Source organism: Paenibacillus sp. JJ-100 (assembly GCF_948329825.1).
Taxonomy (GTDB): Bacteria; Bacillota; Bacilli; order Paenibacillales; family Paenibacillaceae; genus Paenibacillus.
This window is the reverse complement of sequence record NZ_CAOJCM010000002.1, coordinates 363,216-389,523: the sequence shown is the minus strand read 5'-3', so window position 1 is coordinate 389,523 and position 26,308 is coordinate 363,216. Positions and strand designations below refer to the sequence as shown.

Below are 26,308 nucleotides of genomic sequence, written 5' to 3'. Positions count from 1 at the left end.
GATCTAAAAAAAGGTGAAATGCTGTTTATCGCTCCAGGAAAAGGGTAATTATTAATATCCCGTCACCAAGGAGGATGATCAATCAATGGACAACCATGTGAAAGATACGCTCAGGAGACTGGAACAAGGCAACAGAAGGGTAGATCACTTAAGAGCATTCTTAGAGAATGGTGCAGGAGACTTATCACCCCCGGAGTTTTCGGAGAAAGAAGACCGTACCATGGATCAACAGAACAGGCTGACAAGTGATCGGAATTTGCGAAAGTAAGGTTTAAGACTAGGCTTGAGCAAATTAGTTGAAGGTTGTGAGTCGTAATGATATGTAACAGGATAGATCAAGGCTATTCGTATATATATAGTCGGGTAAGATGAACATTGTATGAATCAAAAAAGAAGCATAAATACAGTAAAATGAAGGTTAGCAGATGAGTAGTGGTTGCTTAATTGCCATAGTTCAATACGTTAACAAGCAACATTGTACTGTAAAAAAATACTTTATTGATGTACAGGTCAGTTGTATCGACTGTCCTGTACATCGCTGAAGCTGTCCTGTCGTTGTGATACGACGTGGACAGCTTTTTAGTATGGGTTCGGAATCTCAGGTAGCTAGTGGCTAAACGGGTCACGGGTCAAAAAAAATTCACGCTCCTGCTTCACTTACCGGTTTAATTGGTCTTAGAAAGCTCCGAAACGGTTTGTTGAAAGGTCTGTATAAAAGCCTCGGCTGCCTTGGAAAGCACGCGTCCTTGACGATAAGCAACTACAAGAGTCCGGCTCGGCGTTGGATCAGCAAGCGGAACATAGACCGGCACAAATTCACTTCGAGGCGCACGAGCAATAAAACGAGGGACCAAAGTAATCCCCATGCCTGTGGCTACGAGTGATTGCAACGTTTCAATATTGGTGCTCTCAAACACGACTTGGGGGTTGAAACCGGCCTGTTCACAAAGATCAAATGTCAATTTGCGAAAGCCTTGCCCCTTTTTTAAAACAACAAATGGCTCATCCCGCAGTTCGTCTATTCGAACCGGTTGCAGCTGACCAGAGGCTCCTCGTTGAGCTAGGGGGTGATCAGGCGGGACAGCTAAATCAATTCGCTCCTCACCGATTGTAACATAAGACAAGGTCGGCTCCTGCAACGGTAGAGAGAGGAGGCTGAGATCCGCTTTTCCACTTGCTGTTAATTTTTCGAGGGTAATTCCGGAGTCCTCCAGCAGTGTAACTTCAATATCGGGGTAAGCTTGTTGAAACGCCGGGAGCACATGTGGTAACAGGTGAGAACCCGTAATCGGCATGCTGCCGACAACAACTTTGCCCTTACGAAGCTGCGAAATGTCCGACATCTCCTGACGTAGCAGTTCTACGGCATCCACAATTTTCTGTGCTTGTTCTACAAAAGTGACTCCCGCATGAGTGAGTTCTACCGTACTTGTATTGCGTTGAAACAGGAGTACGCCAAGTTCCTTTTCCAGCTTGGACAGTTGTTGGCTTAGTGAAGGCTGGGCTATATGTAATTTCTCCGCAGCTCTTGAAAAATTTCGTTCAGCTGCAATCTGCAGCGTATATTGGAGTTGTCTGAATTCCATACGTACATGTCATCCCTTTCATTAATGTCGTTATTATATCATTAAACTTGCTTCAATCGTTAAAGATGATGTGGAGCAAACGGAAGTGTTGACAGGGGCTGTAGGTGGACGTAATATAAGAGTTATATGATAATGATAATTGTTATCATTTGAAACCTCTGCTTACAACAGAGGTTTATTGTCGTTTGTTTTTTTATAGGATAAACCTATTACATCTATAGTTATTATATCTTGGAACAATGAAGGAAGGGGTGATATATTTATCTCATTCAAGAGCTTCTCTTTTTATACGAGCATGCACGAGGCTCTTCCAAGGACCGAACTTATGATGAGGTGAAGATGATGACTAAAAAAACGATGTTTGAAAAGATTTGGGAAAACCACGTGATTCATCAGGAAGAAGGAAAACCAAGCATCCTGTATATTGACCTGCATTTGGTGCATGAAGTAACATCCCCGCAAGCATTTGAAGGACTTCGACTAAGTGGCCGCAAAGTTCGCCGCCCAGAGCTGACCTTTGCAACGATGGACCACAACGTACCTACAAAGGATCGTTTCAATATTACGGACCCTATCTCCAAACAGCAAATTGACACACTGTCTCAGAACTGCCGGGATTTCGGTGTTAAACTATATGACCTGGATACGATCGACCAAGGGGTGGTTCACGTCATGGGGCCTGAACTGGGCCTGACTCACCCGGGTAAAACGATTGTTTGCGGCGATAGTCACACATCCACTCACGGCGCATTCGGTGCCCTTGCATTTGGTATCGGAACAAGCGAAGTGGAACACGTTATGGCAACACAATGTTTACAACAAGCGAAAGCTAAAACGATGGAAGTTCGATTTGTCGGTAAACGGAACCCAGGTGTTACAGCAAAAGATATGATCCTCGCGGTTATTGCCAAATATGGCACAGATTTTGCAACAGGTTATGTTATCGAGTACACAGGTGAATCTATCCGGGAACTGAGCATGGAAGAGCGCATGACTGTATGTAACATGTCTATTGAAGGCGGAGCAAGAGCAGGAATGATCGCACCGGATGAAACGACTTTTGAATATCTGCGTGGACGTGAATACGTTCCAGCAGGAGCGAAGTTTGACGAAGCAGTTGCAGCTTGGAAAGAGCTTGTAACGGATGAAGGTGCTGAGTTTGACCGTGTTGTTGAAATTGATGTAGAATCACTGATCCCGCAAGTAACCTGGGGCACAAGTCCAGGCATGGGTACAGATATTTCTTCGAAGGTCCCTGTACCAGCAGAGCTTCCTACTGAAAACGAACGTAAAGCAGCTGAAAAAGCGCTTGAGTATATGGGGCTTACCCCAGGAACACCGATGTCCGAAATTCCGATTGATTATGTATTTATCGGTTCTTGTACGAACGGACGGATTGAGGATCTGCGTGCAGCAGCAAAAGTGGCTAAAGGGCACACAGTTTCTAGCAATGTGACTGCAATTGTTGTACCAGGCTCTGGACGTGTTAAAATTCAGGCTGAAAAAGAAGGTTTGGACAAAATTTTCACGGAAGCCGGTTTTGAGTGGCGGGATGCGGGATGCAGTATGTGTCTTGCGATGAATCCGGACGTACTGCAACCAGGACAACGTTGTGCATCAACTTCTAACCGTAACTTTGAAGGACGTCAAGGACGCGGTGGACGGACGCATCTGGTTTCGCCGGCAATGGCGGCAGCAGCAGCGATTAAAGGACACTTTGTAGACGTGCGTGACTGGAATTTCAAAACAGAAGCGGTTATCTAAGGAATAACGGCCAGAAGGGAGAACGGAATATATGGAAGCATTTAAAACACTGCAAGGCATTGTTGCACCGGTAGACCGGGTTAATGTAGACACAGACGCAATTATTCCAAAACAATTTTTGAAGCGCATTGAACGCACGGGATTTGGACAATTTTTGTTCTACGAATGGCGTTTTGATGAAGAGGGGAACAACAATCCTTCCTTCGAGATGAACAAACCTCGTTATCAAGGAGCATCTATTCTGATTTCCCGTGCAAACTTTGGCTGCGGATCTTCACGTGAGCATGCGCCATGGGCGATCATGGACTATGGATTCCGTTGTGTCATCGCACCATCTTTTGCGGATATCTTCTATAATAACTGTTTCAAGAATGGCATTTTGCCAATAAAACTGTCCGAAGAGCAGGTGGAAGACTTGTTCCAACGTACAGCGAATCATGAAAACTACGAGCTTAATGTGGATCTGGAAAACAAAACAATTAAGGATGCACATGGGTTGCATATCGATTTTGATCTGGATGAACACCGTCGTCAATTCCTCCTGCAAGGACTGGATGATATCGGTCTGACACTTCAGCACGATGATGCGATTACTGCTTATGAACAGCGCCATGCAGCCAAACTCTTTGGTTAATTGAAGTTAGCATGCTAAGCCTCTAGTCGAGTAAGGGATATTTATATTCCTTATCAGACTAGAGGTTTTTTTGCTTAAGGGCGGATAGCGATTTATGTAATTCATTTCTCTATTAATCTATAGAAGTGAGTGTGTACTTTACGACTAATTATGACAAGGTTGTAATCGGTTCACGAGATATTATCTGATAGACTGGTTAGTAGATTATGGATAGGTACATAACGTTTTGCGGACTTCAGCATGAAAAGTAAGTCGAAATTTTAAAACTTCATAAGAATGGTGGATGTCGAATGAAAAAATGGGAGACAGCAGTCTTATTTGTTCTGTTTCTATGTCTTTTTCCGGTAATGGCTTATGCAGACCGCGCGCCTTCGATTGTGCTTGATGGAACCGCCATTCATCAGAAGGCGGGAGCAACTGCTGAGAACACGGGCAAAACGGTGATGGTTCCCATTCGCATTGTGTCCGAGAATTTGGGTTATGACGTGAAGTGGGATCAGGCCGCACAAACTGTGTATGTTCAGCGAGGGACGAACTCCATTGAAATGACTGCTGGAAAAGACGCAGCCTTAGTAAACGGCAATGTGGTCAATCTGGACGCTCCTCCACTGATTAAACAGGGTACTACTCTTGTCCCATTACGTTTTATAGGTGAGGGCATGGGATTGCGTGTTGGCTGGGACAATGGGACCAAAACGGTCAGTCTGTTCAGCATCCCACCTGTAGTAGATCAAGAGCCTGGCAGTGATTCTGAAGAGAAGCCTACCCCAGTCGGTCTGACAGAACTGCAAAGTATTAATTACAGTGGGGACCGTTTAATCCTGACAACGAATGGGACCATCAGTCCGAAAGTATCGAATATAAGTGGGCCTGAGCGAATCATTGTAGATCTGCCGAATACCACTTTTGCGCAAGCATTCTTGCAAGGGCAGTCGGCAAATTCCGATGGTAGCGGGTCAATCGCCGTTCAGGATTCTTCCCTAGTTTCTAAAATCCGGTATGCCACGTTCAGTCAGTCACCCTCAACTGTGCGAGTAGTTCTGGATCTGACGCAGAGTGCATCGGCAAAATGGTCACTAGGAGAAAACAATGTGCTGCTTATTGATCTTACACCTAGTACAAATGACACTTCTGCCACTAAACCCGCGTTACCAGAAAAAGAAGGTAAAAAGGTGGTTGTTATTGACCCTGGACATGGTGGACGTCAGTCCGGTGCGGTCAGCATAACGGGCGCCTATGAAAAAGATTTTAATCTAGCTGTAGGACTTAAAGTAAAGACGATCTTGGAAAAGAATGCTGACATTCAAGTTGTTACTACACGTCAGGATGATTCGGAGCTCTCGTTGCAACAGCGGGTGGATATAGCCAAGCTAAATCAGGCAGACCTCTTTGTATCTATTCATGGAAATAATTTTACGACGGCTGTTCCAAATGGAATTGAGACGTTGTACACACGGAAAGAGAGCGAGAGTTTAGCAGTAATCCTTCACAAACACGTATTACCCGCTACAGGTCTAAAGGACCGTGGCGTGAAAGTGGCAAGCCTGCATGTGACAAGAGAAACGGTAATGCCGGCTGTTTTACTTGAATTGGGATTTTTGAGTAATCCGACCGACGAAGCATTAATGTTAACGGAATCCTATCAAGACCAATGCGCGCAAGCAATTGTAAATGGAATCAAAGAATATTTAAGCTTATAGAACAGAATTTCGTAATTATGCATATCTGGCCTGTTCGTTGTTTCAAGATGTATGTTTGATAAAAAAGGAAAAAGTTAGACATTAAAATGTAAAAAAGCTTGATCTGCCAACGTTTTTTTTCTGTTATGTTGGAATATATTCGCAACTTTTGAGATTGGGAGGCGTCTAATAGGTGTCTGGTAATGCCCATGTGTTCAGAATGTTGCGAGATAGCAACATGCAGCAAAAAAATATGAGATTGGTAGGGGTGAAGGATGAAGAAGTTCGGTTTTTTGGTACTGTTATTTGTCTTTGGTTTCGTTTTGCCGGGCTACAGTCATGCAGCAGCAGACACGCATATAATCCTAGACGGGAAAGAGATTGTGCAGCCATCGGGAGCGAAAGCGGAAAACATCGACAGTAAAGTGATGGTGCCGATTCGTGTAGTGTCCGAAAGTTTGGGATACTCCGTGGACTGGAAGCAACAGTCTCAAACGGTGACGATTAGCAAAGACAACACTGCCATACAGATGATTGTCGGAAAAAAGAAGGCAACTGTGAACGGCAGTAACGTAGACCTGGATGCCCCGCCCCTTGTCAAAAAAGGTACAACACTAGTGCCTCTCCGTTTCATCGGAGAGCAAATGGGTCTTAAGGTGGGTTGGAACAACACCACCAAGACGGTAACATTAGTTACCCAGAACTCAGGCTCTGGAAACGGGACAACCACTCCTCCAAGTTCTGGTAATCAAGACGGAGATACGGAACAGGAAGGTCTTGTACTGGTGAACGGCATCAGCTTCAGTGACAATCGTTTTATTATTGCCACTAGCGGGTTGACGAAGCCGAACGTCTTCACGATGACAGGACCTGATCGAATTGTAATTGACTTGCCAAACACTGCTTTTGCTGACTCATTTAGTCAGGGTCATGCGCTGGACAACAATCAGAATGGTCAACTTGTAGTGGATGGCTATCCTGACGTGTCTCGCGTTCGTTATTCCTTATTTGACAATAGCTCTTCGACGATTCGATTTGTCATTGATCTGTCAAGTGCTAAGGGATACAGTGTACAGAATGACTCAGGAGTAGTTCTCATTGATCTGAACAATCAATCTGGCACACCTGCTCCACCAGTCGGTGGAAATGGTAAGAAGGTTGTAGTCATCGATGCTGGGCACGGCAACCAGGACCCTGGCGCAATTGGTGTTACTGGCAAAAGAGAAAAAGATTTCAATCTTGCCATGGCGCTGAAAGTGGAGGCACTGCTGAAAAAAGAATCAAAAATCGACACCATTTTAACACGTAGCGATGATACATTTCTTGCATTGAAAGAGCGTGTGAAAGTTGCACAAGACATAAATGCAGATATTTTCATCTCCATTCACGCGAACAGCGGGCCTGCTGCAGCAACGGGTGTAGAAACGTTTTACTCTCGCTCGGTCAGCAAGGAACTGGCTAATGTTATGCACAAATATCTCGTGAAGTCTTCCGGTCTGAAAGACAGAGGAGTTAAAATGGCCAGCCTCCATGTGACCCGTGAAACAACAATGCCAGCAGTATTGCTGGAAGGAGGATTCCTGAGCAACAAGAGTGATGAGGCTGTACTCTTTACGGAAACTTTCCAGAACAACGTAGCCAAAGGCATTGTTGCTGGAATCAAAGAGTATCTGGGAATTCAATAGGAAACATTCGTTATGCTGAGGAGGCTGAGTTAGAATGAACAAAAAAATATGGATCGCAGCTTTGCTGGTAACGGTAATGGCTGTAGCTGCTGGATGTGGAAGTAAACCGACAGCTGCACCAGTACAGACACAAAGTGAAGGATCAGAGACACAAACAGGGAACGGCGATACAGAGGTGCAGGATGAAGTAATTACCGAACCTGCAACAGCTGGTTCCGAGGAAACTACAACACCATCCAACTCGGCGAACGGAAGCACGGAAGGAACACCAAGTTCTGGTGAAACATCCACGGACAAGCCTTCTACAGAAAGTAAAGAGAAGAAGACGATTGAAGTGTTCTATACCGATCCGGAAGAGCTTGAGCTGCATAAAGCGTCAGCTGAAATCAGCTATGCATCGGAAGAGGACAAATATAAAGCTGCTTTTGCATCCTTGCAGCAAAACAAAGATGAAAAACTTGTCCCGCTGTGGTCCAAAGATATTGAGTTGAAATCGGTACAGTTTAATGACGGTGCGTTAACGCTGGATATTCATATGCCGGATACAGCTCGTCTTGGGGCAGGTGGCGAAGTGTTTGCACTGGACGCACTGAAACAAACTTTCTTCCAGTTTGATGAAGTAAAAACACTCGATCTGTTGGTCGATGGTCAATCATCCGAAAGTTTGATGGGACATGTGGAGCTTGAGCATCCAATGACAAGATCCAATTAAGTTATGCTTCATGCGTGGACCGTGGTCTCACGGAATTAGGTTGTTTTACATGAGAGAGGGGAATCATAGGTGACTTATAAATATAATCAACCATCGCACTCTAAAAAAGTAGTATCAGCCGTACTTGCAGGCATGATGGCCTTGAGCTCCGGTGGAGCTGTTATGGCGGCAGACTCAACACAAACGGAACAAGGTCAGACTTCGGCAGCAAGTAATACGGCTGTACCGACTGGTTTGTTCACCGACATCAAAGCCGGATACTGGGCTGAGAAACATGTGTATAAACTGGCGAACCAAGGCATTCTTCTCGGTAATAATGGTCTGTTCCGCCCAGGAGACGCGGTTACACAGCAAGAAGCGGTAACAATGGCAATTCGTTTTATGAATATGGAATCCCAATTGAACACTGACACAGCCGCGGCATTACCGACAAATATGGAAGTGGGGAACTATTTCAAGCCATATGTTGCGCTTGCACTTCAACTGGGACTTATAGATAAAACAGAGGAAGCAACAGCAGATGTGTCCAAATCAACATGGGGCCAAAAACCGGCAACACGCGAATGGATTACTAAATTGTTGATCCGCTCACTGAACAAAGATGCTGAAGCGAAGAGTCAAAATAATCAATCTACAGGTTTTGCTGATAATGCAAGTATCTCTGATAGTGCTAAGGGCTATATTAACCTCGCTGTTAGTTTGGATCTGGCTAAAGGGCTTGAAGGTAACAAGTTCAATCCAACAGGTTCCGTTACACGTGCGCAGCTCGCAACGTTTTTTAGCCGCGGAGAATCACTGACAGATACGCAGTATCCGAATACGACAACCGGTTATGTAACTGGATTGAAGGACGGGCAGATCACATTGGTTGCTGATGGCAAAGCCATAAACTACACGGTGAACAGCAACACGCCTTATTTTACGAAGGAAAGCGAGACACGGGTGTCTGCATCGGATGTGAAACTGTATACTAAAGTCCTTATTGTGGGTACAGCAGGTAAAGCCTCTTATGTGGAGGTAGTAGATGCCAAACCTCAGGTGGAAAGCATTGAAGGTACGTTTGCACGTTCATTGTCCGGTAATAAAATCGGATTGTTTGTGGGCGAGAATTATGAAACGTATTCTTATGATGAGAACACAGCATTCACGGATCAGAATGGCCAAGCCATTCAACTCTCTGACATAACAGCGAATAGCACGATTGAAGTGCAACGCGAGACGTTCTCTGCTGACAAAAAAACGGTTATGATCCGGGTGAAATCCGGAATTGTTAATAAAAGCGACAGCGGAGTGGTGCAGGAAGTGAATACTTCTGGAAAAACCATAAAACTGGTCAATGCTACCGGTGCAGCAGAACAATACACATATAGTGATAGCCTGATTGTTCGTTATCAAAATCGAATTCTTCCACTTTCTGAATTGAAGGCTGGAAGTGCTGTCAAGTACACCGTAAATGACAGTGTGTTACAAACGATTGAATTGTCTCAAGGGGTTGAACAGTCGATTCGCGGTACACTGGTTGAGATTGGCAGTAACCAGTCAACGTTGACATTCAAGCGTGATGGCGGATCACTAGAAGTAAAATTACTTAGTGATAAACCAGAAGTCATTATTAATGGTATTCAGGAAGCGAAACTCAATGACCTCATTTCAGATGCCAATAATGGAGATAAGGTTGAGCTTACACTAAATAGTGATGATCAGATCACCCGTATTGAGGTTGTTGGTCGTCAGATGGAACCTCTAAATGGCGCTTCGGTCGTATCTTACAATAATAAAACTAAAGTGCTTACTGTACTGGATGCAAATAAAAAGCCATACGTATTTACACTTGATGAAAAAACAAAATTGGATTACAACGCATCTAAGCCAACACTATCTGGGCTGGAGTCACTTTTAAGTGATGGACGCAAAGTGGATCTTACACATGTAGGAACTCGTGCGTTGTCTGTAAAGGTCATCTATAAGTATGAAGGGACCATCCGCAGTATTGATACTTCGAATAAGAAAATCAGTCTGTTGTCTGGCAACCAGACCATTACTGTTCCATACACTACGGTACCTTCGGTTGAAATCTACAATAAATCTAATGCGGGTCTGTCAGATCTGAAGATTGGTGATAACGTTGCGGTTACACTCGGAGTAAATCAGGATGCGGTGCAAAAGATTGCATTAAAAACAGTAGCTCAATTCGAATTGGAATCGGTGGAGTCGAATGGTCGGATTCGCGCCAAATCAGATGCCGTAACAAGCCAGTTCTACTTGGATCAGGCAGTAATCACCGGAGAGAGCGGTCAATCGATTACCACGTCCCAACTGATGGCAGGCAATTTGGTTAACATTACGCTTGAAGGAACAACGCCGAAGGTGGTTCAGGTTGTGAAACGAACACTGGCTGAAGTTACTGCCGTAGACGCCACATCTGTTACACTGAAGCAGTTCAATGGTGCCACAGAAAAGGTCGCTATAAGCGGTCCGGTAAAAGTTGTGAAATCAGGTTCCACATTAACGGATCTGACCAATTTAGTTGTTGGTGAACGTGTGGAAATGACAAAAGATACCGATAACTCTACGCGTTTCAGAGTGCTCACTGTTATGAATAAACAGTTCTGGTCTTATGATGGAGTAGGGAACCAAATTTTGGTTAAACGTGAAACGACGTCGGATACGAACTATCGTTTTACACTCGGTTCTAATGTATTTGTTCACCAGGGTGACAATACTTTAAGCGTGCAATCTCTTAGAGATAATGATAATATTGTATTGTATCTCTTGAACAATGTGGTTATGGAGATTCAAAAACAGTAATCGTTTCTTTAAGAGGATCAAAAGAATGACCGTCTTGATACGGGATCTTTTCCGTATCAGGACGTTTTTTTTGCAAGCTTTTCGGATCCCCGCCAAGCTACTTGGCTGAAGCTTGAAGTACGGCTCCGCAGGTGGAGCGAACTTGTGGGAGGTAGCTTTTCATGAATGCAGCGACAGTAAGACATATACTCGATACAATGGAAGCCATGTTTCCAGATGCACATTGCGAATTAAATCACAGCAATGCATTTGAATTAACAGTAGCGGTCCTTTTGTCTGCGCAGTGCACAGATGAAACAGTGAACAAAGTCACTGCAGATTTGTTTCAAAAGTACAAAAGCCCGGCGGATTATCTAGAAGTTCCTCTCGAAGAGCTGGAGCAGGATATTCGTCGAATCGGATTGTACCGAAACAAGGCCAAGCATATTCAGAACATGTGCCGAATTTTAATAGAGCAGTATGGCGGTGATGTACCGCAGGAACATGATCAGCTGGTTACTCTTCCAGGTGTCGGTCGTAAAACCGCTAATGTCGTCGTTTCCAATGCGTTTGGCGTGCCAGCAATCGCTGTAGATACTCATGTAGAACGTGTGTCAAAGAGACTCGGACTCGCTGGTTGGGATGACACTGTACTTGAAGTCGAGAAAAAACTTATGAAGCGCGTACCTCGGGATGAGTGGACTTTGACTCATCACCGGTTAATATTTTTTGGACGCTACCATTGCAAGGCTCAAAACCCCCAATGTCATATCTGTCCGTTGCTGGACATATGCAGAGAAGGGAAAAAACGTATGAAAACGTCCCAAATCAGGAAAGATAAGGAACGTGTGACTACCCGAAAACCAAAATTAAACTCATAAGCAGAAAAGGATGAATAACAATGAAATGCATTTCCGTGTACACTGACAATTTTGAAGCATTCTCCGATATTTTCGAACAGATCGTTGAGCAGGATATGGCTGAAAATGAAGAAAAAGAAGTTGAAGGCATTACCGTAAGTCACTCAGGTGATGTGCCCGAGCATTATCTTGAGCGTATGTCCACCAAGCCTGAGGTGGTTGTGATGAGAGACAAAGGCAGAGGCATTACTATTTTGCAGCATGGACAAGTTTTCGAAATTCTGTTGCCTACATTGGAGAACGTAGTATCTTAAGTTAGTTTGAATGGACTATGATCAAGAACCTGGCTGCAATGACATCGCCACAAGCTATCGTAAGGTAATTTGTCTGGTATGTCATGCATCCAGTTACTTGATGATAAACATTCTTTAATGATACGAAGATATGGACTAATACGTATGAATTACGCATAAAACCGACACGATCGGTTTTATTTTTTTATACATAGATGTTAGAAACGTATGAACGCCATCTTTGGATCAATGATCTCTTCATGAACTTATAATGATCTGGAATACATCTACATGGAGATTCCGGCGAAATCGTTCAAATTCAAACATGATAATGTTAAACTAGATGAGATATAACAGAGATTGACGTCGTAATGGACGTCAAATAAGAGGAGCCAGGAGGAAGGCCAGTCATGTCCAGAACCGATTACCCAGCAGAAATGGCCATACCTTTGTTATCACTGTGTGATGCAATGAAACAAACGGGGGATCATACTGCTGTAGAAGCACTAACCGATTTAATCCGTAAGGCAGAAACGAAACATCTGACGATTGCGTTCTGTGGGCATTTCTCGGCAGGCAAGTCGAGCTTGATCAACAGCTTGTGCGGTAAGCGTGTACTGCCATCAAGTCCCGTGCCTACCAGTGCCAATGTCGTGGCAATACGCAACGGACAGCCGAAGGCACTTATTTATATGTCACCTAACGTAAGCGCTGACAATAAAACAAGCACACTGGAAGTGTCTCCAGATGAATTAGAGGCGTATTGTAAGAATGGTGGGGCATACAGCTCGATCGAGGTATGGGATCATATTCCGTTGCTACAAGACGATGCTATGCTTCTGGATACTCCAGGTGTGGATTCCACAGACCGGGGACATAGTCTGGCAACGCACTCCGCACTGCATCTGGCTGATGTTGTGTTCTATGTCATGGACTACAATCATGTCCAGTCGGAAACGAATCTTTCTTTTGCCAAAAGTTTATCTGACTGGGGGAAACCGCTGTTTCTGATTGTCAATCAGATTGATAAACATCGGGAGCGAGAGCTTTCGTTTGACCAATACGTGGAGGGTGTAGAAGCGACCTTTGCAGCATGGGAGGTTCGTTATGACGGTCTGATGTTCACTTCTTTGCGTGACCAGCAGCATCGGTATAATCAATGGGAGCAGTTGCCAGAACTCATTACTCAGTTGATGAAAAGAAAGATTGAACTGATCTCGCACAGTTTGGTTCGTTCGGCAAGTCATATCACGGATCAGCATTTGAAACGTGAGGCAGGGAAAAGAGAAGAGGAAGAAAAGGAACTACTAGAGGAGATTGGCGGACAAGAAGGTATTGAACGATTAGAACGAGAGCTTACCCTTTTGGATGAAAAAGCAGCTGAGCTTCGAACCAAGCCTTCGCAAGTGCGTGAGAAGTTCAGGGCAGAACTTGACTCACTGCTTGCCAATGCGAATTTGACCCCAGCCGATATTCGAACGTCGGCAGCTCTTTATTTGGAGAGTCGTAAGCCGGGTTTCCGGGTAGGACTGCTGTTTTCTGGTGGAAAGACGGAGCAGGAGAAGCAGCGACGTGCTTCCGAGCTAGTTCGTTTGCTCCAAGATCAGGCCTCCAGTCAAGTAGAGGTACATATCCGAACGATGTTAAGACAGTTGGGTGAAGCGTATCAAGTATGGGATTCATCATGGGAACAGGTACTTAACACAGAACTGCCTGCAATTGACGAAGCATTGCTTGAACTGAAACGCAGTGTGAGTGCAGAGCTGTCGCCTGAATATGTTCTGCAATATAGCAAAGATGTCCGGGGCGAGATTGAGGCCCGGTATCGCAGGTCGGCCATGATGCTGGCCGACCGCATTCTGGAAGCGCTGGCAGCGCAAGGCGAAGCCGAGCTCCAGGCGCTTGACGCCAGCCGCGCAGCGCTGCTGGCGCAATCCGCGGCGGCGGCACGCTACACGGCGCTCCAGCGCGCCGCCGCCGAGGAGGCAGCAGCGCTGCGCAGCCTGCTGCCTCCTGCGGGCCCCCTCCCCTCCGGGCTATTGCCGGAGGTGAAGGGCCCGCACGTGCCCGCGCCTGAACCGGGCAAAGCTCCCGGTTCGCAGGCGGGCACGTCTGCGTCTGTGGCGGCGCAGCCACAGACGGAGGCCCCTGCGCCGCCGCGCAAAGCAGCTGCGCAGGGCGCCCCGGCGGCGGCTGGCGCGGAACGCCGCCGGCGCCTGGACGCAGCAGCGGCACGGCTGGAAGCCGCGGCTGCGCTGGTGGAGCCGTACCCCGCCATGGGGTCGGCGGTACGGGATCTGCGTGCACGCGCGGCTTCGCTTGCGGGCGGCACGTTTACCCTCGCGCTGTTCGGTGCGTTCAGCGCGGGCAAATCCTCCTTCGCCAATGCATTGCTGGGCGAAGCTGTCTTACCGGTATCGCCGCATCCAACGACAGCGGCGATCAACCGCATTATGGCTCCAGCCGGCGGCATGGAGCATGGGACTGCCCGGGTCCGCATGAAGACCCGGGACGCCTTCCAGGAGGATCTGGCATACTCCTTCCGCCTACTTGGACTTGGAGAGCCAGGAACGGAATGGCAGAATCGTGTGAAATCCCTTACGCCCCAGGATGTACATCCGGCAGGGCGCCCACACTACAGCTTCTTGCAGGCTGCGGCGGCTGGCTGGGAGGAAACAGCAGATCAGCTTGGGCAAGATGTGCTGGTGGATTTGAACGGTTATCGCCATTTTGTAGCGAATGAGAAGAAGTCTTGTTTTGTGGATTCGATTGATCTGTATTACAGCTGTGATGTGACTGAACAGGGAATCGTACTGGTGGATACACCTGGAGCTGATTCGGTTAATGCGCGGCATACAGGTGTAACATTTAATTATATGAAAAATGCAGACGCGCTTATATTTGTGACATATTACAATCACGCTTTCTCTCAGGGAGATCGGCAGTTCCTGAACCAGCTTGGGCGGGTGAAAGATAGCTCCGCGATGGATCAGATGTTTTTTGTGGTGAACGCCAGTGATTTATCTTCTTCGGAAGAAGAATTGGAACAGGTGCTTGATCATGTAGGGACAGAACTGCGGAAAAATGGCATTCGTTCACCGCGTCTTTTCCCGGTATCCAGTATGCTAGCCATGGAAGGCAAAATGGACGGAAACAGCGATCGGTTACAACAATCCGGTTTTATCCGGTTTGAAGAAGCGTTTAATCAATTCGCGGGCAAAGAGCTGGCTGATCTGGCAGTGGGCGGAGCCTCCGAGGAGATGGGGCGCGTCATCCAGCGGCTGAAGCAGCGTGCAGAGGATGCGGCGCAAGGCGAAGAAACACTGCGTCAGCGGCGTGATGAACTAGAGACGATTTCGGGTCAGTCACTCAAACGTATGGAACGACTGGCACAGCGCTCGATGAAGGAAGAGTTGTCACAAGAAACAAGCGAATTACTTTTCCATGTTAGACAGCGTCTTGCCTTCAGACTGGGTCAGTTTATGGCAGAAGCATTCCATCCATCGGTATTGAGAGAAGATCAGGGTAATCTGAAAGCAGCTTTCGCGGCCTGTGGCCGGGAGCTACTTCGCATGATCAGTATTGAACTAGAACAGGAATTACTTGCTACAACCCTTCGATTGGAGCAAGCGGGTCATGCTTGGATTGCCAAGCAAGTTACCGAATGTATCGATGAGGTGAAGCAGCTGACAGGTGGCATAGTGTTGTCTTTAACACTGGATGACAAGTGGAGTACGCCGGTACTGGACGCTATTCGGCTTGAAGAACCGTCGGACTGGAGAAACTACTGGAGTTATTTCCGTAATCCGAAACAGTTTTTTGAAGGGGATGGCCGTCAGCGTCTCCAGAGTGCACTTGAGCCTGTTCTTAAACAGATGATCATTGAAGTGCTCCCGGATTCAGAGCATAAGCTGGTACAGTTCTACGATATGCAGGTTCGTCAGTCTGTTCAACATCAAGCAGGCCAGCTTATTGAAAGACTGGATGAGGCCATTCGTGGCATACAAGATACACTTGAAAGCGGCATTCCTGCCGAGCAATGGGCAGCTGTGTCCGTAAAACTGGAACAAATGTTGAATTAGCTGAAGGTTCAGCCGATGGTTCAGTTCGCATTAAGGTGAATCGTTCGTGGCAAGTATGGCCTCGCTTTCTAAGTAAGCAGATCCATTGATATGTGATTAAATGTTGGAAACGTTTGTAAAAATATTTGATTTTTTGCAATCCACTGAAAATGTTGCAAAAAAGCATCAGAAAAGGCTCCCGTTGTAAAGGCATACGGGGAGCCTTTTTTTGGTATGAACAACCTGAAATAAAGAGAATATTCAAACATTTGATTGAAACTTAGGTATTGGTCTCTGTTAACGCGATAATAAGCTGAAAGTAGCCTGAATATGGGCTTTTATTCGCTTTGCCGCGAATGAGGGACGGTGATAAACTTCATAAATGTTCATATCATTTTAGGCAACTTTAGAGGAGGAGAAACATGGATGTTCTTAGGCAACTGCAAACCTATTATAGGGAGAGGCGAACGTATTTATTGGTATCAATCTTGTTCCTCGCCTTAGCGACCGCACTTGGATTGGTCTATCCCAACCTACTGCGAATTTTGATCGATGATGTCATTGTCGCTCGAAATTTTGAAGACGTTCCCATACTTGCTCTAACGGTGTTAGGAGTCGTTATTTTGAAAGCGGGATTGCAATTTTTACACGGTTTCTTTGGCGGACGTCTTGGTAACCATCTAGCTTACAGGCTCCGTAATGCATGTTATGAAAAGCTTCAATTTTTATCCTTCCGTTATTATGATACGGCCAAAACAGGTGACCTGATGTCCCGCCTCACGGGAGATTTGGAGGCCATCCGTAACTTTATCGGATTTGGTTTCGCCCAGATTCTCAACATGGTACTAATGGTTGTATTCGGCGCAATTATGATGATGACGATGAGCTGGCAATTAACGTTGCTGACACTCGTTTGTATCCCACTTCTTGCCTTCGTTGCGCTTCGATTCGAATCCAGAATTCATCCTGCGTTTCAGGAAATGAGACTTGCTTTAAGCTCTTTGACTACGGCAGTACAAGAAAACATAACAGGTGTGCGAACGGTTAAATCGTTTGCAAGAGAACCGTATGAAGTAGAGAAGTTTTCTACAAGAAATGAACGCTATAAAACAAATCAAATACATGCCGCCACATTATGGAGCCGTTATTTTCCGATTATGGAGATTTTGGCTTCGGTGAGTGTTGTACTTCTGCTCGTCATTGGTGGAAGAATGGTTATCCAGCAGACGTTAACTTTGGGTCAACTCGTTGCCTTCTTCAGTTTGATCTGGTACATAATTGGTCCGATGTGGGGTCTTGGCTTCCACATCAATAACTATACACAGTCCAAAGCTTCAGGTGAACGGGTGCTCGAACTGTTGAATACGCCTGTTGACGTGCAAGAGACGGAAGAACCGGTGATCGTGGAGTCAGATGAGGTTAAAGGTCATGTGACTTTTGAATCGGTAACCTTCGCCTACGGAAACAAAATGCCTGCTGTGACGGATATTAATTTTGATGCACCGCCTGGTTCTGTAATCGGTTTCCTTGGTGGAACAGGATCAGGGAAATCGACGATCATCCAGCTCTTGATGCGGGCTTATAATGTGAATTCCGGTTCGATCAAGCTGGATGGAATCAATATTAAGGAGATCGGTATTCGAAACTTGCGGAGCCAGATTGCTTCAGTGTTCCAGGAAACGTTTTTGTTCTCGTCCAGTATCCGGAATAACATCTCTTATGGATTGAAGAACGTGACCATGGATGAGATTATCCGCGCCGCCAAGTTGGCTAAAGCACATGATTTTATTATGGAGTTTCCCGAAGGGTATGATACGGTCGTTGGCGAACGTGGTATGGGGTTATCGGGGGGCCAGAAACAGCGGATCGCCATTGCACGGGCGCTGCTCAAAAATCCAAAAATTCTTGTGCTGGACGATGCAACGAGTGCCGTCGACATGGAAACGGAACATGAGATTCAATCAGGATTTCAGGAAGTTATGCGTGGAAGAACCACCTTTATCATTGCGCACCGAATCTCCTCTCTGCGTCATGCCGACGAAATTTTGGTGTTAGATGAGGGCCGTGTTGTACAACGTGGCAAACATACGGAACTCATTCAAGTGCCTGGACCATACCAGGACGTTTACAATATTCAATACGCAGACTACATTGCCCGCGGTAAGCGGGAGGCTGGGGAGCAGGTGAACTCATGAGTGCCGAAACGGTAACAGACAGGCGTGGGGTCCAAGAGACCTCGGATGCAAAACTGAATGAACGATTTGTTTACCAGGATGATGAAATCATTGAAAAACCATTTAATTGGCAAGAATTCGGTCGACTGTTTGCGTACATGAAACCGTATGCAAGGCAGCTCTTGCCGCTCGTTATTTTGATGATGATTCTCGGAACGATTACGAAATTGTCGGTACCTTTTCTGATCAGTCTGGCTATTGATAGAGCCATTGCACCACAGAGCGGACTACCTAGCATAACACTACTGTATCTGATTGCAGGTTCGATCTTGCTCTTGTATCTCATTCAGTGGGCGGCAAACACCTATCGAATTAAACTGACCAATATTATTGGTCAGCGAGTGATCTACGATTTACGTTCAGACTTGTTTAAACATATTCAGAAGCTGTCATTTAACTTTTTCGACAAAAGACCGGCAGGCTCTGTGCTAGTACGGGTGACCAATGATATTAACTCCTTGCAAGATCTGTTTACCAATGGTGCTGTAAACGTCATGATTGACTGTGTGCAACTGCTTGGTATCATAGTGATCTTACTATTAATTAATTGGAAACTTGGATTGGCCGTAATTATAACGGTGCCGATTATGTTTATCATATCTACCAAGCTGCGGGTTTTAATTCGTCGGGCTTGGCAAGATGTACGGATGAAGAACTCTCGGATTAACTCACACTTAAATGAATCGATTCAAGGAATCCGGGTAACACAAGCGTTCACACAGGAAAAAGAGAACATGAGATACTTTGACAATATGAACATGTCCAGCAAAAAGTCATGGGATAAAGCTTCTGCGATGAACCAAGGATTCGGTCCTTTAATTGAGATCACAGGTGGCTTCGGGACGTTAATATTATTCTGGTACGGTGCCCATCTTATTCAGAATGAAATGTTAACCGTAGGTCTGCTTGTTGCCTTTGCTAACTATGTGGGCAATTTCTGGGACCCGATCAATCGTCTCGGGCAGATGTATAATCAGTTACTTGTTGCCATGGCTTCATCTGAACGGATCTTCGAATTCATGGATGAGCAGCCTAATATCGCCGATAAAGAAGGAGCTAAACCTCTTCCTTCTATTAAAGGGGATATTGAGTTTGATCATGTCGTGTTTGAATATGAAAAAGGAAGACAGGCGCTAAAAGGAATTAGTTTTTCAGTAGCGGCCGGACAATCGATTGCGCTTGTCGGACATACGGGCTCTGGTAAAAGTACGATTATTAATCTCATTAGTCGTTTCTATGATATTACGGGAGGCCGTCTAACCATCGACGGATATGATGTGCGCGATGTTACTGTGGAAAGCTTGAGAAGCCAGATTAGCATCGTTCTTCAAGATACATTTATTTTCTCAGGAACGATCCGCGACAATATCCGGTTTGGTCGATTGGATGCGACCAACGAAGAGATAGAGGAAGCAGCCAAGGCTGTTAATGCACACGAGTTTATTATGAAGCTTCCGGGTGGATATGATACTGAGGTTGAAGAACGTGGTAACGTACTATCTATGGGACAACGGCAGTTATTATCCTTTGCACGTGCATTGCTTGCTGATCCGCTAATATTAATCCTGGATGAAGCTACAGCCAGCATTGATACCGAGACTGAACTGAAGATACAGGAAGCACTTAAGGTGTTGCTTAAAGGTCGCACATCCTTCATGGTAGCTCATCGTCTCTCCACGATACGTAATGCGGATAACATCATAGTGCTGGATCACGGAGAGATCAAGGAAGAGGGGAATCACGAACAACTGATTCAGAAACAAGGCGTATACAATGGACTGATTGAAGCACAATATCGGTTTTTATAAAAGAACATCATGGAATGACAAGAAATGACAAACACTTCTACCTATTTTGTTCCCACTGACTTGCTATCAGAAGCATCGGATGGTAAATACGGGGACAAGATGGTGAAGTGTTTTTTTGTTATGAGACTCGAGAGCGAACAGGAAGGATGCTAACTCGATTGGTAGTGTTTCGAAATATTTATTTCCTTGAAATTGGGAGTGGTGGAAAGAGTATCGAATCCAGAAATGAGATTTGTAAAAAATGATCGAAAAAACACAAAAAATCTTGTAAAATTCACAAGAAAAATAGGGAGTACTCTTGCAATCTTTAACCAAAACCCCGAGAATAGAGAGATAGATATAGAAGATTTCTCTTTGGGAGGATTGGAAAGAACTATGTGGGGTGCTCCTTTTTCGGCTCAAGCCAAAAAAATGCTGCTGCTTGGCAGCGGAGAATTGGGTAAAGAGGTCGTGATAGAGGCCGCACGTCTGGGCGTAGAAACGATCGCTGTTGATCGTTACGAGAACGCACCGGCCATGCAGGTCGCACATCGATCTTACTGCATCGACATGTTAGATGGCGAAGCATTGAAACAATTGATCCGTAAGGAACAACCGCATTACATCGTACCGGAGATTGAAGCCATTGCAACTGAGGCATTGCTGGAACTTGAGGAAGAAGGATTTTGTGTCGTGCCAACGGCTCGTGCTGCTCGTTTGACTATGGATCGAGAAGGCATTCGTCGTCTGGCTGCTGAACAATTGAATCTTCCCACAGCCGCTTATCTCTTTGCGGATAGTTTAGAACAGTTGCAAGAAGCTGTTCGTGAACTAGGTACACCTTGTGTTATCAAACCACTGATGAGTTCGTCTGGTAAAGGTCAGAGTGTATGTCATACACCAGAAGACGCAGCGAACTGTTGGGACATTGCACTCTCTGGAGCGAGAGGCAAATCGGTACGCGTTATTGTGGAGAGTTTTGTAAAGTTTGAGAGTGAGATCACGTTACTGACTGTTCGATCGGTATCAGGTACTGTATTTTGTCCGCCGATTGGCCACATCCAAAAAGATGGAGATTATATCGAATCGTGGCAGCCTCATGCGATGACTTCGGAACAATGGAAACAGGCATGTCACATTGCGAAGAAGGTTACGGATGAGCTGGGAGGGTACGGTCTATTTGGTGTTGAACTCTTCCTAACGTCCGATGGTGTGGTGTTTAGCGAAATTTCACCACGTCCGCACGATACGGGGATGGTCACGATGGTCACGCAAGACAGTTCGGAGTTCGCTCTTCATGTCCGGGCTATTCTTGGTTTTCCCGTCACAGAAGTACATTTGCTGACACCGGGTGCTTCAGCAACGCTGAAGGCCGATGTTGAAACATCTGAGTTCACCATAAGTGGGATTGAAGATGCGTTGGCCTTGCCTCGTACTCAGGTTCGTGTGTTTGGTAAACCTGAAACGAAACAAGGACGACGTATGGCTGTAGCCCTTAGTGCTGGAACAGATGTGGAAGAAGCTCGTAAAACAGCGGTTCAAGCCGCAAATATGCTGAAAGTGGAGGTAAATCATGTCCAATAATGTGGAGGCCCCTGTACTGATGATCCGAGAGTGTGAACTGCGAGATGCTGAAGCAGTAACGGGATTGATGCGAGAGGTCAGCTATCCGACAACGACCAATGTTATGAAAGAACGCATTGAAATTTTGGAGAGCAATCCGAACGCGTGCATGCTTGTTGCCGAAGTGGATGATCAGATTATTGGTGTGATTGGCTTGCAATGTGTTCAAAATCATGCGTACCCGGAACCTGCTGCCCAAATTACATCTTTAATTGTTGGTCAGGAGCATCGGGGAAGTGGCATTGGCCGTCGTCTTATGGCTCGTGCTGAAGACTGGGGCAAAAAGAAAGGTAGTAAGCAATTGTTCGTCACGGGCCCCAATCGCGAAGTGACTTCATCAGCTTATTCCTTCTATGAGCACATTGGTTTTCATAAAAAAGGCTATCGCTTCAGCAAGGTTCTTATATAGAACGTATCAATTAAAAGCATTTTTCACGGGATCTCGGATGTATGTGAGATCATGTGGATGAAAAATAGATGAAAGGCATTCAGCAGGTGAGAACTTGACTGAGTGCCATTTTTTTATTTGTAACACTTCGTAAGCAGCTTAATAGGAGTTGAAAAGAATATAGAAACAAGACCAAATATATTACCCGTTCCTTAGTATTTGGAAACATCCAATGATGACAAAAGAGTCACTTTTCCATTATTTTATAGGTTCACAATCTCCTGAGTAATTGATATACTCCTAGAGTAGTGATTACAAAATTGTAATAATTAATTCTAAGGAGATGAATGAATTTGAAGAAGAACTGGATGAAAAAAGTTGTGACTGGCAGTCTGACAGCTGCACTCGCCGTAGGGATTATGCTGCCTGCCTCCGTGTCTGCTGCAGATTCAACATATAAAGCATCTACGGTAACGACATACAAAGTGCTGAATGCAGATAACCTTAAATCTTATATTGAGCAATGGCTTAAACAAAACGGATATACTTTATCCGAAGGACAAGTTGTTGAAAAACCAGCAACTCAGCCTGAAGCTAAGCCTGAACCAAAACCAAGCACACCTGCTAAGCCAGTACAAGAAGAGAAGCCAGTAACGACAACACCAGACAAAAAACCTACAAACACAGGTAACAATGGTGGTTCTCAAAGCACACAATCCGATTTTGCTACACAAGTCGTAAAACTGGTGAATGCAGAACGTGCCAAAGCAGGACTTAGTGCGCTTGCATCAGATGCACTCTTGGACAAGGTTGCAGTAGCCAAAGCGAAAGATATGAGTGACAATAACTACTTTGCTCACCAGTCTCCGACTTACGGTTCTCCATTTGATATGATGAAACAATTCGGAGTTACTTACAACTATGCTGGTGAAAATATCGCTAAAGGCCAGAAAACGCCACAGGAAGTTGTAACAGCTTGGATGAACAGTGCGGGTCACAGAGCAAATATCCTGAGCAAAAACTTCACGCATATCGGTGTAGGTTACTATAACGGATATTGGGCTCAAGAGTTTATCGGTAAATAAGAGCTGAGAATGAATAATCGATCATTTATTTTATAATGAAAAGTCATACATCCACCGCCGTAAGGTTGTGGATGATATGACTTTTTATTTTTTTTCAGTTCGGGTAAACGGCTGTTATCGAATACAGGAACAAAATTTGCAAATTAACGTCAGAAGACTTATGTTATTTAGAATAAGCAGTATTCGAAAGCCATTATAAATTTTACGCACTTGACTGGAGATGTGATGGATGAAAAAGAACAAAAATCTTGATTCAGCACCTTGGATCTGGAGAAGTGTTAGCACCATAGCTATTTTATCAACTTTGCTACTATTATTTGGATTTGGTTACGCCATAAAAGATGTTATCTTTCCTCAGGGAGACTCCACATTAAACGATAGACAAAATAGTGCGGGATCATCGCAAGAAGCTCAAAAAGGCAGTAATCAAGCGATAGTAGAAGATGGAAAGATCCGGATGGCAGTCATCGGTGATTCTCTAGCCAGAGGAACGGGTGATGATGAGGGACTTGGTTTTGTTCGAAGAGCCGGCAATCTGCTTAAGGATAAGGGTTATGATGTACAAGTACTTAACAATTTGGGAGTGAACGGCCTCCGAACAGACGCTTTGTTAAGCAAGCTGGATGAACAAGGAGTTAAATACGTCTTGCAGCAATCCAACTTTATTATGCTCTCCATTGGTGCAAATGACCTGTTTCAGGGGGGACAGGTTCTTCAAGGTGAGGATCCACCAACGGCTGAGAAACTGGCTGCTGCCTTGCCTGAGACGTCAAAACGACTGCAGGAAATTTTAAAAAAAGTAAAAGAAATTAATCCGAATGCTCACATTGCGTACATCGGATTATATAATCCCTTTGGTAATGTGAAAGAGCTCGAGAAGCCGGGTAATGCAGTTGTTGCTGCGTGGAATGATGCGGCCCTGTCCATTTTAAACAATGAAGATAAAATGACACTTGTGCCGACCTTTGATCTGTTTGAGAATCATCTCGACGAATATCTTTCATCCGATCACTTTCATCCTAATGGTCAAGGTTATCAGCAGATCGCGGTTCGCATTGCACAGGAATATCAAGGGAATACACCGGCAGAGGGGAGCGTGAAATAAATGGCAGAGAAAGCGGAGAAGCAATATGATTCCGTCTTGTCCGTACAACATTTGAAGAAAAAAATTGGGCGAAAGTGGATCATTAAAGATGTCACTTTTGATGTCAAACCTGGTGAAATATTCGGATTTTTGGGACCTAATGGGGCGGGCAAAACAACAACGATTCGTATGCTGGTTGATCTAATCAAACCTACAGAAGGAAAGATTAGCGTCTGTGGTTATGATGTGAATCGGGACCCCGAGCGAGCACTGAAATATGTCGGATCCATCGTTGAAAACCCAGAAGTATATACATATTTAACCGGGTGGGAGAACCTCGAGCATTTTGCTCGAATGCAGCCAGGTGTGGATCAGGATCGTATTCAGGAAGTGGTAAATATCGTTCGTCTGGATCAACGGATTCATGATAAAGTCAGAACATATTCTCTCGGTATGCGTCAGCGACTTGGAATAGCTCAAGCACTGCTTGGGAAGCCGCGTCTCCTCATTCTGGATGAACCGACAAACGGTCTTGATCCAAAAGGGATTAAGGAACTGCGGGAATTTATCAAACAGCTTGCCAGTGAAGGCATGGCCGTTTTTGTTAGCAGTCACTTGTTAAGTGAGATTCAGCTTCTCTGTGATCGGGTTGCGATCATCAGTGCTGGCCGTGTGCTCGCGGTGGGCGGTGTAAACGAACTGATTGAAGACCATTCCAAGGTGGCTATATGGCATCTCACACCGTTAGAAGCAGGGCGTCAGATGTTAATCGATCATGGTATTACACTCGTCACTCGCCCTGCTGATTTTATGGATGACACCATTATTGCAGGGCTCGGAACAAATGCGGTTGTTGCAGAGATGCACGAGGAGATGATCCCCGAGTTGGTGACACAGATGGTACAGGCTGGTATTCAGGTTGAAGGTGTACAACGGATTCAGCCTACACTTGAACAGCTATTTTTAAAAATGACAGAAGGTGAATCTATTGAATAATATTATGCCGCTCATTCGTAATGAGACCATCAAAATGGTTAAGAAGAAACGTCTTTATATTATTTTCATCGTTCTGGCCATCCTTGTACCGATGTTCACGTATGCACAGATGAAATCAGCTCAAAATAATCAGGACAAATTCGGTGGTGACTGGAGGCTCGAATTGCAGCAGGCCATTACCGATAATCAGAACTCGCTTGGCAGCGACAGGGTACCCGAGGAATACAAAAAATATAGGACTGTGTATATCCAGCAAATGCAATATTATCTGGAAAATGATATCAATCCTAAAGAGCCAGGAGGAGTCACGTTTACAAGGGAGTTTATGAATAATGCCGTAGGGCTTTTTATTCCTCTTTTGATTATGGCGATTGCTTCGGACTTGGTATCAGGTGAGCGGACGACCGGTACGATCAAAATGTTGCTGACTCGCCCTGTTAGACGATGGAAAGTGCTTCTAAGCAAGCTTGTAACACTGATCATGTTTGTTTCCATCATTGTTGTATCTGCCTATGTGATTTGTTATGGCATATCTGGCGCTGTATTTGGATACAAAGGGTTCGGCATGCCTGTTTTTACTGGGTTCAAAGTGGTTGGCACCGATGTAGATATGTCTGCTGTACATGCGGTAAGTCAATGGCAGTACATGTTGATGCAAGCAGGTTTGATCTGGTTCGTAAGTATTATTGTCGCAATGTTGGCATTTATGGTGTCGGTTCTTGTTCGCAGTACAGCAGCAAGTATTGTTATTATGATGGCTGCCCTCATTGCAGGAACAATCCTGACGAATATGGCAGCTTCATGGGAGTCGGCCAAATATTTGTTTATGGTCAACCTTGAACTGCCTGACTATTTATCGGGTGGACTACCGCCAATTGAAGGCATGAATCTTGGTTTTTCCCTTATTGTGCTTAGTGTTTGGGGGGCTGCATCACTCGTTGTCTCATTCCTTGTCTTTACGAAACGGGATATCTTGAATTAAAATGGACAAGGATAAGAAAACATCTGTTTGCATTTTAGGCAATATTGTAGTTTCAAGTTAGAGAAGGG

Annotated in this window: 19 protein-coding genes; 18 read left to right on the top strand and 1 reads right to left on the bottom strand. The window is 45.1% G+C overall.

Annotated features, from left to right (window positions below):
- Positions 1 to 85 precede the first annotated feature (85 nt).
- Entirely contained in the window at positions 86 to 268 is a 183-nt protein-coding gene (locus PQG66_RS08325) for a hypothetical protein (protein WP_272037204.1), read from the top strand.
- Positions 269 to 665: 397 nt separating this feature from the next.
- Here PQG66_RS08325 and PQG66_RS08320 read toward each other — a convergent pair whose 3' ends face one another.
- Complete coding sequence (locus tag PQG66_RS08320; protein ID WP_272037202.1) at positions 666 to 1,586, bottom strand: LysR family transcriptional regulator; 921 nt, start codon at positions 1,584 to 1,586, stop codon at positions 666 to 668.
- A gap of 342 nt (positions 1,587 to 1,928) precedes the next feature.
- Here PQG66_RS08320 and leuC point away from each other — a divergent pair, with 342 nt between their 5' ends.
- The 17 genes from leuC (at position 1,929) to PQG66_RS08235 (ending at position 26,240) form a co-directional block, all read left to right on the top strand.
- Positions 1,929 to 3,350 carry a 3-isopropylmalate dehydratase large subunit gene (gene leuC, locus PQG66_RS08315; RefSeq protein WP_272038118.1) on the top strand — a complete coding sequence of 474 codons (1,422 nt, stop codon included), beginning with the start codon at positions 1,929 to 1,931 and terminating at the stop codon, positions 3,348 to 3,350.
- 31 nt (positions 3,351 to 3,381) lie between these two features.
- Complete coding sequence (gene leuD, locus PQG66_RS08310; RefSeq protein WP_272037200.1) at positions 3,382 to 3,984, top strand: 3-isopropylmalate dehydratase small subunit; 603 nt, start codon at positions 3,382 to 3,384, stop codon at positions 3,982 to 3,984.
- A 290-nt stretch (positions 3,985 to 4,274) separates the two neighbouring features.
- Positions 4,275 to 5,684 carry an N-acetylmuramoyl-L-alanine amidase family protein gene (locus PQG66_RS08305; RefSeq protein WP_272037198.1) on the top strand — a complete coding sequence of 470 codons (1,410 nt, stop codon included), beginning with the start codon at positions 4,275 to 4,277 and terminating at the stop codon, positions 5,682 to 5,684.
- 254 nt (positions 5,685 to 5,938) lie between these two features.
- Positions 5,939 to 7,348, top strand: a complete 1,410-nt coding sequence (locus PQG66_RS08300; protein WP_272037196.1) for an N-acetylmuramoyl-L-alanine amidase family protein — start codon at positions 5,939 to 5,941, stop codon at positions 7,346 to 7,348.
- A 34-nt stretch (positions 7,349 to 7,382) separates the two neighbouring features.
- Positions 7,383 to 8,060 (top strand): GerMN domain-containing protein, encoded by a 678-nt coding sequence (locus PQG66_RS08295; protein WP_272037194.1) that lies wholly within the window; start codon positions 7,383 to 7,385, stop codon positions 8,058 to 8,060.
- Positions 8,061 to 8,129: 69 nt separating this feature from the next.
- Complete coding sequence (locus PQG66_RS08290) at positions 8,130 to 10,868, top strand: S-layer homology domain-containing protein (RefSeq protein WP_272037192.1); 2,739 nt, start codon at positions 8,130 to 8,132, stop codon at positions 10,866 to 10,868.
- A gap of 161 nt (positions 10,869 to 11,029) precedes the next feature.
- Entirely contained in the window at positions 11,030 to 11,728 is a 699-nt protein-coding gene (nth, locus tag PQG66_RS08285) for an endonuclease III (protein ID WP_272037191.1), read from the top strand.
- Positions 11,729 to 11,748: 20 nt separating this feature from the next.
- Positions 11,749 to 12,021 carry an NAD/NADP transhydrogenase alpha subunit gene (locus PQG66_RS08280; protein ID WP_272037189.1) on the top strand — a complete coding sequence of 91 codons (273 nt, stop codon included), beginning with the start codon at positions 11,749 to 11,751 and terminating at the stop codon, positions 12,019 to 12,021.
- 389 nt (positions 12,022 to 12,410) lie between these two features.
- Positions 12,411 to 16,082, top strand: coding sequence for a dynamin family protein (locus PQG66_RS08275; protein WP_272037187.1), 3,672 nt, complete (start codon positions 12,411 to 12,413; stop codon positions 16,080 to 16,082).
- Positions 16,083 to 16,483: 401 nt separating this feature from the next.
- On the top strand, positions 16,484 to 18,256 hold the full coding sequence (locus PQG66_RS08270; RefSeq protein WP_272037185.1) for an ABC transporter ATP-binding protein: 1,773 nt from the start codon (positions 16,484 to 16,486) through the stop codon (positions 18,254 to 18,256).
- Positions 18,253 to 20,103 carry an ABC transporter ATP-binding protein gene (locus tag PQG66_RS08265; protein ID WP_272037183.1) on the top strand — a complete coding sequence of 617 codons (1,851 nt, stop codon included), beginning with the start codon at positions 18,253 to 18,255 and terminating at the stop codon, positions 20,101 to 20,103. Before PQG66_RS08270 ends, PQG66_RS08265 begins: the two co-directional genes overlap by 4 nt.
- 375 nt (positions 20,104 to 20,478) lie before the next feature.
- On the top strand, positions 20,479 to 21,666 hold the full coding sequence (gene purT, locus PQG66_RS08260) for a formate-dependent phosphoribosylglycinamide formyltransferase (protein ID WP_272038117.1): 1,188 nt from the start codon (positions 20,479 to 20,481) through the stop codon (positions 21,664 to 21,666).
- Positions 21,656 to 22,114, top strand: coding sequence for a GNAT family N-acetyltransferase (locus tag PQG66_RS08255; RefSeq protein ID WP_272037181.1), 459 nt, complete (start codon positions 21,656 to 21,658; stop codon positions 22,112 to 22,114). Before purT ends, PQG66_RS08255 begins: the two co-directional genes overlap by 11 nt.
- Positions 22,115 to 22,446: 332 nt before the next feature.
- Positions 22,447 to 23,178 (top strand): CAP domain-containing protein, encoded by a 732-nt coding sequence (locus PQG66_RS08250; RefSeq protein ID WP_272037178.1) that lies wholly within the window; start codon positions 22,447 to 22,449, stop codon positions 23,176 to 23,178.
- A gap of 229 nt (positions 23,179 to 23,407) precedes the next feature.
- The gene (locus tag PQG66_RS08245) at positions 23,408 to 24,283 is read left to right on the top strand and encodes a GDSL-type esterase/lipase family protein (RefSeq protein WP_272037176.1); all 876 of its coding nucleotides are present in this window, start codon (positions 23,408 to 23,410) and stop codon (positions 24,281 to 24,283) included.
- The gene (locus PQG66_RS08240) at positions 24,284 to 25,258 is read left to right on the top strand and encodes an ABC transporter ATP-binding protein (protein WP_272037174.1); all 975 of its coding nucleotides are present in this window, start codon (positions 24,284 to 24,286) and stop codon (positions 25,256 to 25,258) included. It abuts the gene before it with no gap.
- The gene (locus PQG66_RS08235; protein WP_272037172.1) at positions 25,251 to 26,240 is read left to right on the top strand and encodes an ABC transporter permease; all 990 of its coding nucleotides are present in this window, start codon (positions 25,251 to 25,253) and stop codon (positions 26,238 to 26,240) included. Before PQG66_RS08240 ends, PQG66_RS08235 begins: the two co-directional genes overlap by 8 nt.
- The last annotated feature ends 68 nt before the right edge of the window (positions 26,241 to 26,308 follow it).